Raw genomic sequence first — 15950 nt, 5'->3', positions numbered from 1 at the left:
GCGATGCCGGCGACGCATCCGGCAACGCTTCGCCGTCGGATTCCCGCGGCGGCAACGGGCCGGTGATCGTGACGCGCCGCCGGCGAATCGTGCCGGACGGCCAGTAAAACAAAAGGGCAAGCCAACCGGCTTGCCCTTTTTACTTGTGCGGCCGGCGCGGCATGTCGCCGCACCGCTGCCGGGTTCAGCGTGCCGTCGTCGGCAAACCGGCGTCGGCCTCCCGCTGCAACGAACGCACCTGCTGCTGCAACGCCCGCAGTTGCGACTGAAGCTCGGCCTGCTGCGCCTGCAATGCGGCCGTCTCGTTACGTACGCTCTTCTGACGATCCGCGACTGCCGCCTGCTGCTGGCGTGCGATCGAGATATCCGCCTGCAGACGCCGCGCGCGATCCTGCGTGACTTCGATCTGCTTGTCCATCTGCGCCTTCTGCGATTCCAGCTTCGCTGCCCGCAGTTCGTTTACGGCCAGCCGCTCCGCCTGGCGCGAGAAATCGCGGTAGATCGCTTCCGCACGCGTTTCGTCGTAAGTCTTGATCACGCGCCAGAACGCCTTCTGCTGGAACAGCGCGACGAAATACGCGCCGTCCTTTACGTTGAACAGCAGGCTCGCACCGTAGCTGCCGTTGTAGCTCGTGCGCATTTCCGTCAGCGAGTGCGCCTGGATCTGGCGCTGCAGGTCGTCGACCGTGCTCGGCCCCGTCGACTCACCTGCCTGCGGCTGCACCGACGTCTGGACCTGCGGATCGACCACCGGAATCGCAGCCACCGGCGCCGACGCCTGCTGTACTGCCGGCGACCCGCTGTCCGCCAGGCTCTGCGCATAAGCGCCCTGCATGCCTCCCACCACGGCGAGCAACACGCACGCCTTTCCCAACCCCGTCATATGGCTCATGAAGTTCTATTCCCGCCCGTGTCGTTGTAATTCAGCGCGATTTTATCTCATTAATTACTCACTTTCGCGGGTCTCGGGCTCCTCGTCAAAGATCTGATATTTGCGCATTTTTTCCCACAATACCTTGCGGCTGATACCGAGCTGCTGCGCCGTATCCTGACGCCGCCAGCCGTTGGCGTCGAGCGCCGCAATCACGCGGTTGCGCTCGTTCATGTCCCACTTGCTGCGATCGACGAAGACCTCGGCCGCGCTCTCCGCCGGTACCGGCTGCGCCGAACCGCGCGCATGCGCGATCAACCGCTGCAACCGCGCGGCATCCCACCCGCCCGTCTGCCGCACCGTCACGCCGACGCGCTCGGCGAGGTTGCGCAGTTCGCGCACGTTGCCGGGGAAATAGCTGTCCGCGACAGAATCCGTCAGCCAGTACGGCAGATCGGACAACTGCGCGAGCCGTGCCTCGCCGACCACCTGTGCGACGAACGACTTGAACAGCGCGATCTTGTCGACGGCACCGCGCTCTTCCAGCGACGGAATGCTCAGCTCGATCACCGCGAGCCGGTAGTAGAGATCGGCGCGGAACAGGCCATCCTTCACGAGTTGCGGCAGCTTCTTGTTGCTCGCCGCGACCAGGCGGAAATCGACCTTGACCGGCGACGTTGCGCCGACACGCAGCACCGCGCCGTCCTCGAGCACGCGCAGCAGCTTGACCTGCTGGTACAGCGGCAGATCGCCGACTTCGTCGAGGAACAGCGTGCCGCCGCCTGCCTGCTCGAAATAACCTTTATGCGCAACAACCGCGCCCGTGAACGATCCTTTCGCATGACCGAAGAACAGCGATTCGAACAGGCCGTCGGGAATCGCACCGCAGTTCACCGGCACGAATTCGCCGTGCCGGTAACGCGAATGCTTTTCGTGCAGCAGTTGCGCGATGCGCTCCTTGCCGACGCCGGTTTCTCCGTGCAGCAGCACGTTGGTGTCGCAGTCGGCGAATGTATCGACTTCGTGCAGCAGTGCCTGCATCGATTCCGAGTGCGCGACGAGTTCGGTCGGATGCGACGTTTCGGCCGTATGCGCCCGCAGTTGCGTGACGAGCTTGCCGATCATGCCGCGCAGCTCGGCGCACGTGAAATCGAGCGGCAGGATGTGCGAATACTCGGGCGGATACTGCGAAGCGTCGTGATCGCGCGCCGCGCCGACCCAGACGACCGGCATGCCGATGTTGGCCTGCCAGTCGCGCAGGAACGCTGCGCCGATTTCGATCATCGTCACGCTGATGATCGCCAGTGACGGCCGCAATGCGGCGCGCTCGGGCGAGATCTCCGCGTTGTCGGCGCGGATCACTTCGACGTCGAAGCTCGCCATGCACCGGGCGACGCGGTCGACAATGTCCGCCTTGCCTTCCCAGACGTACAGGTCGAGCTCTTCGATTGCGGGCGTGGTTCTCATGATTCGGGTGCGGCTTCAGAAATTGACGAGTGGCTCGGCATTGCAGGTCAGTGAGCGGTGGCAGGCGGCAGCGACGCTGCCTGCTTTGACGACAGAACGTTCAGGCATTTATTGAACCAGCATAGGGTTGCCGCATTTGATCGAGTCCGGTGTGTTCGTGACATAGGCATTCCCGAGGCTGAGGCCGAGCAGGCCCGTGACCGAGGTCAGGAGCGAATCAATCGGTTGCAGGAGCAGCGGGACAAGTGTAGTACCCAGAGCGGACAAAATCGGCCCGAGAACGACGTTCAGCACCGGTGTGACAACATCACCCAGCAATGCGAGCAAACCGCTGTCGGCGGTCAACTGGATCGACAGGCCGCTGTTAAGCGCGCTTTGAACCGCGGGCGACAGAAGCTGATCCGTGCCGGTGCTCAACATGTATGGCGATGCAGGGGTCGGCGACGCGGATGAACCCGGACCCGGGTAGGTAAACGGCAACGGTGTCGCACTTTGATTGGCAACGGGAATGGTCAACTGTCCGGGCGTCAGGTTGATCTTGACCGAGATCTGGTTCAGGTCGAGGAGCCCCAACGTCAAGGTCTTGACCAACGTCGACAACCCGGAAATCAGGCCGCCCAGGTTCAACAGATTAAGCAGGCTCTGCAGGTTGACGGACACCAGCGTAATCGGCGTGGCGCTACCGTTCTGCGTATATCCGCTCGATGCATTGAGGTTGATCGGCGTATTCGCCGAGCCGCCGAGATACACGGCAACCAATCCGGTCTGCACGTTCACCGTTGCCCTTTTCGTGCCGTCCGCAGAACAGGTGACCGACGCCAGGCCCGCCGTTGCCGGTGCCACATAGGCGGTGATCGGCAGTTGCACCGCCGCGAGCGGCGTGGGACTACCCGACGGGCACGTGCCCCCCGGATAGACCAGCCCGCCGGTCGGACAGGTCGACAGCAGCGATATCGACGTATTGAGGAAAATGTTCCCCTGCGCGGTCGATGTATTGGTCGTGCAATTGGACGTCCCGCAATTCGACGGCCCCGGCGGACCGCTCGCCGTGGACGGAGGATTCGCCCCGAGCTTGACCGAACCCGATACGTTCACGTTCAGCAGCGGCGCGAGCAAGGTAGGCGTCTGAACCGTGACGCTGGGGATGTTGACCGAACTCGTGCCGTTCGCGATCTGCAATGCCGTCGACAGCAATCCGAGTGCATTGACGCTGGCGTCGACGGCGGAGGTTCCCGTAGCGGTAGCAGCAGAAACCAGCTGGCCGAGCGCGATCTGCGGACCGCCGCAGACGCTCCCGGAACAGAGCGCGGCGACAATCGCGTTCAGAACGTTCAGGTTCGCCCCGACCAGATTCTGCTGCGTCGCCGCCTGCACTGCGGCGTTGGCCAGTTGCCCGAGCGTCACGGTACCATTCAATACGCCCGTGGTCGTGCCGACCGGCAGATTGGCGAGAATGCCGGCCAGTTTCAGGTTGACTTGCGCCAGCCCCTGGTAGTCGAGCACCTGCAGACTCAGTGCATTCGGAGACCCTGTCAGTACCTTAAGCAACTGATTGGCCAACCCGCCGTTCAATGTCGCCAGCGACGTGGTGAGCGTAAAGGTATCGGTCGGCACGCTCTTGGCGATGGCGGATCCACCGATCGTGACGCCACCGCGAAATATCCCGTCGACCGGCTCAGCCACCGTGACACAAACGGCATTGGTCGATTGGCCATTGACTGTTCCGGCCGACAGACCGGCGCATTGGCCACCGGTGATCGGGTCTCCAGACATCCAGGTGAACTGCGCGCTGCCGCTGCCCTGAGGCGCCGTCCAGATGCCGCAGGACACGGAAACGCTCGAACCTGTCGGCAATGGATTCGTCGATGGGTTGGCGATTTGACCGGCAGCGGTCTTTGCTGCCTGACAAGTCGAGTCGGTGGCAATTTGCGACACCGCTGACAGCGCGGCCAAATCGGCCGCCGCTTGCATTCTGCGTCTTTCAGCATAGAAATGGCCGACGTCGATCGCGCCCAGCACGATAATCGCAACCAGTGCCCAGATCGTCGCCATGACCGCGACGCTCCCCCGCTGGCGATTTCTCCGCGGACCACCAGCGCCACACCGCCGCGCCGCGTGCGATTGATCTGCGCGCATGATCATCTCTTATTGCGCGCCCTGGCCGCCGCCCGACATGCCACCCGTTGCACCGAGTTGCGAACTTATCGAATCCGGGATCTTGTTCTTGAACGAATCGAGATAGCGCTGGTAGGCAAGCGATGCGACATCGCCGAACACCGGTTGCGCCGGCGCCGCCGCGCGATTGTCACGCTGCATCGCGAGCCAGTTCTTGGTCGAACGGCCTACGTCTGACGCGCCCGGTTCCACGGGTTGTTGACCATATGCCGCGCCGGAGCTCGTTACGATGCAGGCGATCGCACCGAGCGTCGCGATCCAGCCGATGCGTACGCTTCGATTATGTTTGTTCTCGTTCATGTTGCTCCCCGGATATCCGTTCATTGTGCAAACCGTTGCAACAGCGGCACTGTCTGGTCGTAGCCGACATTGTTCGCCATCGGCGTGATCGGTGTTGCCGCGCTGCGGCGCGAAACCACCGGCGGTGTCGCGACTGCACGCTGCTGGGCCCGCACGGCCGCAGCGATCTTCGCAGCATCGCTGTTGATGTCCTTGCGAACATCGGCCGACAGATGCTGCTGGTTCATCAACCGTTGCGCATCCTGCGCACGTCCTGCCGCAAACAGATACAGCGCGAGGTTGCTGACGATCTTCGGATTGCGCTGATCGAGTTCGGCCGCCTTCATCAGCGGCACCCGTGAACCAACGACGTCGCCGCTGCGCAACTTCGCGTAAGCAAGGTCGGAAAGCAGCGACGGATCCGTCGGCGCAAGCTCCGACGCCTGCGTCAATGCCTGCACCGCACGCTCGAAATCCCCCGCGGCGCCCGCCAGCAACCCAAGCCCGCGATAGCCGCGCGCAGCGAGCGGCGTCTTCAGCAACTGGTTATACGCAGCCGCGCTTGCTGCCGGCTGATCGGTCATCCGCAACGCATCCGCGCGCAGCAGAACCGATTCCGGCATGACGCCGTATGTCTTGTCGTACGCATCGATGTGCGCGAGAGAAGCGTAATAGAGCCCTTGCGTTTGCATACGCTGAATCAGGCCCAGATACATCCCCGGTGTATCCGGAACGGACTGCTTCTGATCTGCTGCCTGCATCAGCGCCGCACGCTCGGTCTGCGCACCGACGCCATACCCGCTTTCCTTGGTGGCGCATGCGCCAAGCAACAGGACCGCCGCCAACATGCCCGCCCGCGTCACTGTTTCGCCGATTCGCTTCATGGTCTGTCCTTCCGTCCTTCAATGCTGCGACGCCAATGCGCGCATCACCGCCAGCATGCCCGGCCCGGCCGTCACGATCAGCAATGCAGGCAACAGCGTCAGCACCATGACGCCCGTCATCTTCACGGTCAATCTGCCGATGCGTTCACGCAGCATCGCGCGGCGAGTCTCGCGCAAACGATCGCCGAACTGCTTGAGCGGCTCCTGCACCGCGCCGCCATGCTTGTCGACCTGAATCATCAATCGCACGATCGCGCGCAAATCCTCGTTGTCGAATCCGCCGGACAGCCGTTGCAGCGACTGCTCGCGCGTACGTCCTGCAGCGAACTGACGCTGCGCGATTCCCACCTCCGACGACAGCACCGGCAGCATCCCGCGAAAATCGTTCGTCACGACCTGCAGGCTCTGATCGAGCGACAGCCCGACACCTTGCAGCAAGCGCAACATGTCGACGAGCAGCGGCAGTTCGTCGACGACGCTCTGCCGACGCGACGCCGCACGGCGCTGCACATAGAGTTTCGGCAGCATGAAGCCGAGCCCGAAGGCGACGAACATGCCGACCATCCAGACACTGCCTTTCATGCGCCCGCTCGCGAAGATCGCAAACAGCAGCGGCAGCGCGATCCCGCACGCGACCCGCGCGCTCAGAAACAACCCGCGCGTGCGTGAGTCGACATATCCGGCTTGCTCGAGCAGGCGACGATCCTCTTCCGCGACAGCGTATTTGCCGAATCCGGTATCCAGCCAGCGCATGCCCGCCGCCGACAACCGGTCCAGCAAACGCTGGACGCGTTGCCCGCCGCGCACGTCGGGTTTCGCAGGCGCATCGCCGTTCGGCGCGGTCCGTGCTTTCGCTGCCTCGAGTGCAGCCATGCGCCGATCCAGCGCATCGACCAGCGCACGTTCGGCACGCCCTGCTGCATGCGCACGCAACACGGCGACCATGCCTAGCAGCAGCACGCCAAGTGCGCCCACTGCCAGCGCAATCGCTCCGATTTGAGTTGCTGTCATAGCCTCACCTGAGCCGAGCCATTCGGTACAGCCATATGCTGCCGGCCACTTGCGCCAGGAATGCGATCGTGAGCAGCGACCGACCGCTCGGATCGCCCCACATCCCGTACAGATACCTCGGGTTTGTCATCACGACAAAGCTGCCGATCGCGATCGGCAGCATGACGAGGACGAACGCCGACAGCCGTGTTTCCGACGACATCGCTGCCAATTCACGCTCGGCCTGCTCGAGATCGCGCATGAACACCGACATCCGCTCGAGCATCACGTCCGCACGACCGCCGTATTTGACCGACAAGCGCAGCACCGAGCCGACGAGTTCAAACTCTTCCGTCCGGTAGATCTTCGCGATGTGCATCATCGCGCGATCGATCTCGATACCGCCTCGCAGCATCCGGGACACGACGTCCAGGCAGCCGCGCAGCGGCTCCTCGGTCGTCAGGAGTGCTGCCTGGAAAGCAGCCGGCACGCTGTTGCCCAGCGTGACGAGACGCACGATCCCGTCGAGGAACGACGGGATCTGCCGGACGATCTTCAACCGCCGCCGCTGAATCCGTGACGCGAGCCAGACGCCGAGTATCGCGCTTCCGCAAATGAGCGCAGCGAAACACGCGAGCATGCCGCCGTGACTACCCGCAATGAATGCAACCACGACAAGCGCTGCGAGCGCGATGAACGCCTTGCCGCGCGCGTCGTCTATCCCCGCACGACTCGCGAGGTTCGACAGATATTCGGATGCCGTCGCATACCAATGTGCCCAGATTGCGTCGGACGATGCGTTCCGTGCCGCGCCTGGCTGCATCGGCACCGCGCGCGCGGCACCGGCCGCCGCCGGCCGTGCTGCCTGCGCGGGGACACCGGCACGTGCGCCGGGTTCGAGCCGGCTGTCGATGAAGCGCTTGGCGTCGGTTCGTACGCGCCGGGTTTCAGCGTGACGCCACAGCATCATCGCGGCAGCGACGCACACCATCGCGAAGGCCAGCGCCCACACCATTGCGCTATACATTGAAGCCCCCGCCGCCGCGGCCGAACCCGCCGCCACCGAAGCCGTCGCCGAACCCGCCGCTCGTCAGCGTCTGGCGGAAGCGCGCAAGCTTCGGCGAATGCGGATGAATGCCGAGCGTTTCCCAGTGATCGACTTCCTCGCCCTCCGCCGTCACGCGCGCTTCGTAGCGGTAAAGCTCCTGGGTCGCGATGATGTTGTCGGACAGACCGGTAACTTCCGTGATCGACAGGATCCGCCGTCGCCCGTTCGAGAGGCGACCGATCTGCACGATGAAGTCGATCGCATTCGCGATCTGCCGGCGCAGACTCGACTCGGTGCCCTGGAAACCCGCAAAACCCGCCAGCATCTCGAGACGATACAGACACTCGCGCGGCGAACTCGCGTGCACGGTACCCATCGAGCCGTCGTGACCCGTGTTCATCGCCTGCAGCATTTCCAGCACTTCGCCGCCGCGCACTTCGCCGACGATGATCCGGTCCGGGCGCATCCGCAGCGTATTGCGCAGCAGGTCGCGAATCGACACGACGCCGGTACCGTCGAAACCGCCTGGACGGCTCTCGAGGCGCACAACGTGCGGGTGGTTCAGCGACAGCTCTGCCGTATCCTCGATCGTCACGACGCGCTCGATCTCCGGAATGTGGAACGCGAGCGCGTTGAGCAGTGACGTCTTGCCGGAACTCGTCCCGCCCGACACGAGAATATTGCAGCGCGCCTCGACCGCTGCCTGGAGCAGCGTGTTGATCTCTTCGTTGAACGTCCCGTTGCCGAGCAGGTCGGACGGTTTCAGCGGATCCTTGCGGAATTTCCGGATCGATACGACCGGGCCGTCGATCGACAACGGCTCGATCACGACGTTCACGCGGCCACCGTCGGGCAGCCGCGCGTCGACCATCGGGTTCGACTCGTCGAGACGACGGCCGATCGGTGCGAGGATCCGGCGCACGATCCGCAGCAGGTGCGCGTTGTCGGTAAAGCGCACCGGCAGCTTCGCGAGAATCCCGTGACGCGACACGTACACGTCCTTGTAACCGTTGACCAGGATGTCTTCGACTGCCGGGTCCGCGAGCAGGTCCTCGATGGGTCCGAAGCCCGCAAGCTCCTTCGTCAGGGCCTCGGCGATCGTACGCACCTCGTTCTCGTTGAGCGGAATGCGGCGCAGGCGCACGAAGCTGTCGATCTCCAGATCGACGAACTGGTTGATCGCCTGTCGGGACCAACGGCCGAACTCGGCGCCCAGTTCTTCGATACGCGTCAGCAAGTGCTCGTGCGCGGCATTCTTGATGTCGTGGAATTGCTGCGTCTGGGAGAACGGCGCTGCGCCGTCGGCGAATTGAATGTCGTGTGCCATCGCTTACGACCGCTTGGACGAGGGTTGAATGAAGCGCTTCAGCGCAGACAGGCCGGATGCCGGTCGCGCAGCGGTCGATCTGACCGACACGCCGGGCAGCCGCGCGGCGAGCGACTCGAGCGCGCGCACGTACGGGTCGCGCTCCGTCACGTCGACGATGAGCCGGCCCTGGTTTGCCGCATGGCCGATCGCGACGCGGCGCGACGGCAACGTACCCACCAGCGCAAGACCGAGACGCTCGGCGATCTGTGCAGGCGTCAGGTCGAGTGCGGGATCGTACTGGTTGACGACGAGCCGTACACGATCGGTATCGACACCCGCGTCGCGCAGCCCTGTGAGCAGATCGGCCGCGGACACGATCGACGCGACGCCCTGGTCGCAGACGAGCCAAGCTTCATCGGCCGACATCGTAATCTGGGCAACGAACTCACGGTTCGAAAAACCACCGAGATCGACGATCTGCTGATCGAAAAATGCGCGAAACCGGTTCAGCACGCCAGCGCACGATGCATACGAGACATCACGCAGCCCGCCGAGATCGGCCGGCAGTGTCGTCAATGCAACACCGCTCCCATGCCGCGTCAGTGCGGCATTCACGAAGGTTCGGTCGATGCGACGCAGGTTGTGAACGGCATCGATGAAATGGAATTCGCAGCGGGTGTTCAGGAACAGCGCACCGTCGCCTGCCGGCAGCCCCAGGTCAACGAGGGCGGTCTGGCGACCGGCCGGCGTGCCGCCATTCGACTCGCCGGGCGCCCCCGGGCTCACCGCGTGCTTCTGCAGCCACACGGCGAGATTCGCCGCGAGCGTACTCACGCCCATGCCGGCACGCGCGCCAAGCAATGCGACGAGCTTGCCGTGACGGCTTGCCGGCTCGCCGACGTTTGCCAGCAGCCCGCGCGTCGTGCGCAACGCCTCTTCCGCCGCAGCCGACACGTCGATGAAATCACGCACACCGGCGCGCAATGCGGCGAGCGTGCTCTCCGGCTGTGCGAGCGAGCCGAGTGCGATGATCGGCAGCCCCGGATGCGATGCACGTACCGCCGCCGCGACCACGCTCGCAGCCGCGTTGCCGTCGGAAAAATCGATGAACACGAGCGCCGGATTGAGCCCCGTGATGCGCTGAGCAAGCACACCCGGCTCGAGCGACGCGGCCTCGACCGCACCGGCCGATACGAGCGTATCGGCCAGCCAGCGGACATGCGCCTCGTGCTGTGACGCGCAAACGAAATAGTCGGTCACGGCGGGTTCACACAATGACTGGATTCGCGCATTCATGTCGAACACCCCCGACTACACAAAGCGTGGCGACGCGTCGCAATTCGCGAGACATCCCACTCATTTTGAAAACCCCGGAGCGGCGTCCGGCGACGCAGCTCCGCCCAGATACGATTTCCAGACCGGTCCATCGTGCTGCTCGGACAACTCGCCGGGTGTTGCGGGCAGCACGGCCCCCTTGGAGATCGGCGCGACAAGGTGAGGAGTCACGATGATCAGCAATTCCTTGTCGTTTTGCTGATAGTTCAGATTCTTGAAGAACGTACCGATAATCGGCAGATCGCCCAGCAACGGCACCTTGCTCACGTTCGACATCGTCTGGCGATCGATCAGACCGCCGATCACGAAGCTTTCGCCGTCGCCGAGCTCGACGGTCGTATCCGCGCGGCGCGTCGTGATACCAGGCACCGCAACGCCACTGATCGTCACGCTGTTCACGAAGTCGAGCTGACTCGACTCGGGAGCAACCTTCAACGCTATCCGGTTCGGGCTCAGGACCGTCGGCATCAGCGAGAGCCCGACACCATATTGCTTCCACTGGATCGCGGTCGAGCCGAGCCCTTGCGGTGACGGCACCGGAATCTCGCCGCCCGCGAGAAAGCTCGCGCTCTGCCCGGACAGCGCGACGAGCGTCGGCTCCGCCAGCACGCGAGCGAGATTGTTCGCCTCGAGCAGTGACAGATCGGCAAAAATGCCGCGCCCGGCGGCGTTCACGACCAGGTTGAACGCCGACGCGACCGGCGATCCGAGCGTCGGAACGTAACCTGCGGTACCTGGGCCGGACCCTCCGCTATACGACTGCACGCCCCCCGGCGAAAACGATCCGAACGAAAAGCCGTTGCTTTGCTTGAAGAAATTGAACCCGACTTGCTTGAGCACCGAACGGCTGAATTCGACGACCCGCACGTCGACCTGCACGACGCTCTTGCCGGGAACCGTCGAGCGGTCGATCACGGCCCCCTTCCCGCTCGTGTTCTTGCCGACCGCGGCCGCACGCGCATGTGCCTCGAGCGACGCAGACGAGCCTTGCAATACCGCCGTTCCGCCGTAGGCATTCACGCGCGGCGTAGAGCCGTCGAGCACCGCTTGCGCGGCCGCGTCGACGACCTCGACATTCCAGACCGTCGGCTCGTCGTGACCACGCTCCCACAACATGACGTTCGTCGCGCCGGGCGCCTTCGCGGTAAGCAGCACCGATCCCGAGCGGCTCCCCTTCATGATCAGCACGTCGGCTATCGCAGGATCGCCGACCGCGACACGCTGCAGCGTGCGGCTCGCCGAAATCTGCCTTTGCGCGCCGACCGCAAGCTCGATCGTGCCGCTCGCAGTCGCGAACGATGCGAAAGTCATGGTGAAGATGGCAATCGCGAATGCACTCAGTGTTTTTTTCATCGTTTGGTAGACCGTCGCGCGGCCTTTTACTTGTCGTCGCTAATATCGATGGCCGTCGATGTCTTTCAATAGGCAACCGTTTCCGACCGGCCGCCGCGGATCACTTCGATGTTGCCGCCCCCCCCGCTCGGCCGCACCACCGGCAGCAAACGCGGCGGTAACGGCGGCACGTTCACATTGGCCACCGGCGCTCTCGTTGTACCGGACAGTTGTTGCAACGAAACGCCCGCTGCAGCCAGTGCCGACGGCGACAGCTTGTTGTCCGTACGTACCGCAACCGTCTGTACCGCAAGCTCGTCGTCACGCGGGTTGCGCAAGGCGAACGTCAGCCGGCCGCTCGCTTCGCCGAGCGTCAGCGCGTCGACCTGCGCGGTCGGTACCGCGAGCACCGCGATGCGGACACCGGCCGGTTGCCCGTTGCCACCGTTGTTGTTCCCGCTGTCGCGATCCGCTGTCGCATCACCGAACGACAGCACACGGACCTTCGACAACAGAAGACGCGCCTGCGACTGCGAGACCTCGCCGTCAAGCATCGTGCCGCCGCCTTCACGCTTCAGATTCAGGAACACGTCGACATAATTGCCGGGCCGCAGCCGGTTGCCGACTGCATTCGATTCGTCGACGCGAACTGCAACCGCGCGCTCGCCGGGCTGTACGTCCTCGGCAAGCCCCGATACCAGCGCATCCGCAACGACCGGCGCCGAGGCCGGGATCTCCCGAACAGGCACGCGGCCGACAAGCGGAACGGGATCACTGAACGCGCCCACCGGTACTAGCGCAGTCGACTGGATCTTCAGCGCGTCAGCCGGAATCGGCTGACCGCCCGGCAAGGTCCGCGTCGCAATCACGACGGGTACGGCTGTTGTCGTCGCAGCTTGCTGGACCGGCACGGGACGCGAAGCGCTTCGTCCAAGCACCCAGGCATAGATTCCAAGCAGAACAGCGATCGCAATCAGCAGCCCCGCAATGATCTTCGTTACGTTGTTGGCCATGTTGTGGAATGGATGCAGGAATAAAAACCAGTTAGCTTCTTGCGGCGTGATTCGTGGATGACATGCTCATAGCATGGTCTGCGGGATCTGCACCACTGCAGTGCCCGTCAAAGGTGCCGTCATGAAGGCCCCCAGGAACGGCATGATCGTCATCCAGCTGTCCGGCGTATAGCTCACCGTGACCGTCAGGCAGTACAGCAACGGCGTCGGTGTCCCGTTGTAGTTGCACTGCTGCGCCACAACGTTGGGCGGACTACTGTTCAGCCAGCCAAGGACATTCTGGGTCGTCGTCTTCGCGTTCGCGACGCGTGTCGTGAGATCCGGTGCGTAGCTCAATCCAGCGCGCGCGCCCTCGCTTGCCGCCAACGTCAAGCTCTGCTGAATGACAAAAATCATCCCGAAACTCAGAATCGCGTAGAAGATCACGAAGAACAGCGGAAACACGATCGCAAACTCGACCGCTGTCGCTCCGCGTTGCCGCCGACGTCCTCGCCATGCGTTCTGTCGTTTCATCGCACGCCCCCCGTTGCGGCAAGATAGAGCAGCCATACGGCAGCCGGCACCGCGAGGCATGCGGCATAGGGCGTTGCCCGATATCTCCCGAGTCTCAGTGCAGGCTCGCGCGGTCGCCACAAGCCTCCGAGCGAGGTGCGCGACAGCACCATCAGCACGAGCGCGTGCAGGCTGGCAGCCAGACTGGCGGCCACCCACAGCCACAGCAGCGCATGCACACCACACCAGATGCCGAGCACGGCAAAAATCTTTACATCTGCTGCGCCCATCACGCGCAGAAGGAAGAACGGCATAAGCCCAATCAGGCCGACCAGCATGCCGGCCCCTGATTGAAGCATGGAAATGCCAAATGGATTCGCGGCCACGCATGCGCCGGCGAACCCACTGACCAGTCCGACCAGAACAAGCGCGTTCGAAATACGGCGGAAACGAATATCGCTGACCACGACAAAACCTGCCCAGGTCAGAAATACCCCGCTAAAAATAAGATGTCCCATCGCGCCACGATCCGCAGCAAATACGAGGGCAAGCGGATTACCGAAGCAATCCGCCCGCTACTGCGCCAAGACGACTTCCGAAAAAGAAGTCGTCAGCTTAGCCCGCCGGGGTTGCCCGGATCGCGTTGGCAGAACAGTTGGTAGCCGAAGGGGAGGACACGCAAGTGCCAAGATTAGTGAACATATTGCCGAGGCTGCTGCCGATGTTCGTCACCCCGGCAACGATTGCAACAGCAATCAGACCCGCAATCAGACCATACTCGATCGCGGTAACCCCGTCTTCTTCCTTAAGGAAGCGCTTGATGAGTGCTTTCATTTTATTCCTCGTGCCTGTATTTACGTTCGTTGGCCTTTTATACGTATACATCCCCGCATATCTGGCCGGTTGCCCCGCGCTGTTCGCCACATCTGCTGTAACGACAACCAGGTGCACTTTCTTTATAGATTGCCCCGAGGGGCATGGCTCACCATTTGATGCAAGTTAACATTCGCGATAGCAACCCTCCTCGAACGTTGTGTACCGAACCGTACATTTCCTTACATCTGCTTCGGATTCTATATCCGATCCTATTTAAGTTCCAACCTCTTTTAACGACTTGGATCGAAAAAAATGACAGGAGCACAACGTATTTGTACGGCGTTTCGGTACGACTTACACATAGGATTTACGATAGGTTAGATGTGCACACCTAATCCATCTGTAAAACAGTTGCCTCGTCCACCAAGCCTGCTCGGCCTCCCACGTTACGTTGCACGCGTAACGCCAATGTTGTGACGTTACGTTACGAAACGATCGAAATCGTTCTCATTCGTCTGCACTTAAACAGATTCAACAATCTTTCAATTCCCATAACTTCCTTTTCCGACAAGGAATTGCCTCGTTTAAAACCTGTTGCCGAACCGTCGGGCATCGAAATGGCACGACAGTTGCAGAGTAGTCCTCGCACCACCCAACACAACGCAGTTCACAACACATGTTAATGCGAGGACAAAATGGACATTAAGGTTATCCCTCATGGCGTGTTCCGGACGACTCTGATCGCGGCCACCGTTGCAGCCATGCTTTCCCTCTCCGCGTGCGGCGGCTCGGGTTCCATCAGCCAGGGTCTTGGCGGCGGCTCGAGCTCGGGCGGCGGCGATACGATCTCCACGTCCGGCACGAGCGGAACTTCGGGCTCGTCGGGCACGAGCGGAACTTCGGGTACGAGCGGCACCAGCGGCACCTCGGGTACCAGCGGTACGTCCGGCACAAGCGGGACCTCCGGTACCAGCGGTACGTCGGGCACGAGCGGCACGTCCGGTACTTCCGGCACGTCGGGTGTGTCGTCGAACCCAGTGGGAACTGTCCTCGCAAGCAGCAGCAACATCTTGACGGGTGTCGGCGGAACCGTCTCGGGCCTCGGTTCCGTCATCGGCAGCCAGACGCTGCCGGGCGTCAACCCGGCCACCACACAAGCCGCGGGCGGCATCGTGCAAAGCGTCGGCGGCGCAGTGACTGCACTCGGCAATGGCCTCGGCAACGGTCTCGGTCAGCTCGGCGCGACGAAGGACCCGGTCGGCACCACGCTCGCCAGCACGGGTGGCGTGGTCAACCAGCTCGGCAGCGCAGTCACGCAAACGGGGACCCTGGTCTCGAGCCTCGGCAGCGGCCCGCTCTCGCCGCTCGCACCGGTCACGGGCGCCGTCGGCGGCCTCGTGTCGACGCTCGGCGGTGCCGTCTCGAACGGCGGCAATACCCTCACCAACGCACTGTCGACCGGCCCGATCCAGCAGGTCACGCAGACGGTCAGCTCGGCCATCACGCCGATCACGACGATGGTCGGCCAGACGACCCAGACGATCGGCACGGCAACCGGCCTCGGCGCGCCCGTCAACACGCTGCTCGGCACGGTCGGCAACGGCCTGAACCAGGCCGGCGCCCTGCTCGCGTCGACGGGCGGCAACCCCGTCACGACCGGTCTTGGCAACACGGTCTCGTCGACGGGCAACACCGTGAAGGCCGTCGGCGGCCTGCTCACGGGCGGCACCGGCGGCGTAACCAACCCGCTCGCGCCGCTCACCGGCCTCGTCTCGACGGTCACCGGCGCACTCGGCGGCGCAACGGGTGGCGGCAGCGGCCCGCTCGCACCGGTCACCGGTCTCGTCTCGACGGTCACGGGCGCACTCGGCGGCGCAGCAGGCGGCGGCAGCGGCCCGCTCGCACCGGTCACCGGTCTCGTCTCGACGGTCACGGGCGC

15 protein-coding genes and 1 pseudogene are annotated in these 15950 nt (G+C 63.4%); 2 read left to right on the top strand and 14 right to left on the bottom strand.

Annotation, left to right across the window (positions count from 1 at the left end):
• A pseudogene (locus L810_RS49360) lies at positions 1 to 107 on the top strand (RNA chaperone Hfq); the annotation flags it as partial.
• Between the two features lie 77 nt (positions 108 to 184).
• Here the strand turns inward: L810_RS49360 and L810_RS32545 are convergent.
• The 14 genes from L810_RS32545 to L810_RS32480 all read right to left on the bottom strand — a co-directional run bounded on the left by L810_RS32545 (position 185) and on the right by L810_RS32480 (position 14029).
• A complete protein-coding gene (locus L810_RS32545; RefSeq protein ID WP_042977054.1) occupies positions 185 to 892 on the bottom strand; it encodes a DUF2968 domain-containing protein in 708 nt (235 codons plus the stop codon).
• Between the two features lie 54 nt (positions 893 to 946).
• The gene (locus tag L810_RS32540) at positions 947 to 2338 is read right to left on the bottom strand and encodes a sigma 54-interacting transcriptional regulator (protein WP_042977053.1); all 1392 of its coding nucleotides are present in this window, start codon (positions 2336 to 2338) and stop codon (positions 947 to 949) included.
• 108 nt (positions 2339 to 2446) lie between these two features.
• On the bottom strand, positions 2447 to 4474 hold the full coding sequence (locus L810_RS32535; protein WP_225740283.1) for a pilus assembly protein TadG-related protein: 2028 nt from the start codon (positions 4472 to 4474) through the stop codon (positions 2447 to 2449).
• A gap of 9 nt (positions 4475 to 4483) precedes the next feature.
• Positions 4484 to 4813, bottom strand: coding sequence for a DUF3613 domain-containing protein (locus tag L810_RS32530; protein ID WP_042977063.1), 330 nt, complete (start codon positions 4811 to 4813; stop codon positions 4484 to 4486).
• 20 nt (positions 4814 to 4833) lie between these two features.
• Complete coding sequence (locus L810_RS32525) at positions 4834 to 5676, bottom strand: tetratricopeptide repeat protein (RefSeq protein WP_021162471.1); 843 nt, start codon at positions 5674 to 5676, stop codon at positions 4834 to 4836.
• A gap of 18 nt (positions 5677 to 5694) precedes the next feature.
• Positions 5695 to 6687 (bottom strand): type II secretion system F family protein, encoded by a 993-nt coding sequence (locus L810_RS32520; protein WP_042977051.1) that lies wholly within the window; start codon positions 6685 to 6687, stop codon positions 5695 to 5697.
• A gap of 4 nt (positions 6688 to 6691) precedes the next feature.
• A complete protein-coding gene (locus L810_RS32515) occupies positions 6692 to 7693 on the bottom strand; it encodes a type II secretion system F family protein (protein WP_021162469.1) in 1002 nt (333 codons plus the stop codon).
• Complete coding sequence (locus tag L810_RS32510; protein WP_021162468.1) at positions 7686 to 9041, bottom strand: CpaF family protein; 1356 nt, start codon at positions 9039 to 9041, stop codon at positions 7686 to 7688. The genes L810_RS32515 and L810_RS32510 overlap by 8 nt, the downstream gene beginning before the upstream one ends.
• A gap of 3 nt (positions 9042 to 9044) precedes the next feature.
• Positions 9045 to 10319: a fimbrial protein gene (locus tag L810_RS32505; protein ID WP_042977061.1), complete on the bottom strand. Its 1275-nt coding sequence runs from the start codon at positions 10317 to 10319 to the stop codon at positions 9045 to 9047.
• A 60-nt stretch (positions 10320 to 10379) separates the two neighbouring features.
• Positions 10380 to 11711 carry a type II and III secretion system protein family protein gene (locus tag L810_RS32500; RefSeq protein ID WP_021162466.1) on the bottom strand — a complete coding sequence of 444 codons (1332 nt, stop codon included), beginning with the start codon at positions 11709 to 11711 and terminating at the stop codon, positions 10380 to 10382.
• 65 nt (positions 11712 to 11776) lie between these two features.
• A complete protein-coding gene (gene cpaB, locus L810_RS32495; RefSeq protein ID WP_021162465.1) occupies positions 11777 to 12703 on the bottom strand; it encodes a Flp pilus assembly protein CpaB in 927 nt (308 codons plus the stop codon).
• 66 nt (positions 12704 to 12769) lie between these two features.
• Positions 12770 to 13216 (bottom strand): TadE/TadG family type IV pilus assembly protein, encoded by a 447-nt coding sequence (locus tag L810_RS32490; protein ID WP_021162464.1) that lies wholly within the window; start codon positions 13214 to 13216, stop codon positions 12770 to 12772.
• A complete protein-coding gene (locus L810_RS32485; RefSeq protein WP_042977049.1) occupies positions 13213 to 13713 on the bottom strand; it encodes an A24 family peptidase in 501 nt (166 codons plus the stop codon). Before L810_RS32485 ends, L810_RS32490 begins: the two co-directional genes overlap by 4 nt.
• A gap of 97 nt (positions 13714 to 13810) precedes the next feature.
• Positions 13811 to 14029, bottom strand: a complete 219-nt coding sequence (locus L810_RS32480; RefSeq protein ID WP_021162462.1) for a Flp family type IVb pilin — start codon at positions 14027 to 14029, stop codon at positions 13811 to 13813.
• A gap of 677 nt (positions 14030 to 14706) precedes the next feature.
• On the opposite strand from L810_RS32480, the gene L810_RS32475 reads away from it, so the two are divergent.
• Positions 14707 to 15950 (top strand): collagen-like triple helix repeat-containing protein (locus L810_RS32475; RefSeq protein WP_042977058.1); only part of this gene is annotated, 1244 nt, incomplete at its 3' end.

Origin of the sequence: Burkholderia sp. AU4i, from assembly GCF_000466765.1 — a bacterium.
In the GTDB taxonomy this organism is placed as follows: Bacteria; Pseudomonadota; Gammaproteobacteria; order Burkholderiales; family Burkholderiaceae; genus Burkholderia; species Burkholderia cepacia.
This window is presented reverse-complemented; position numbering and strand designations above follow the sequence as displayed.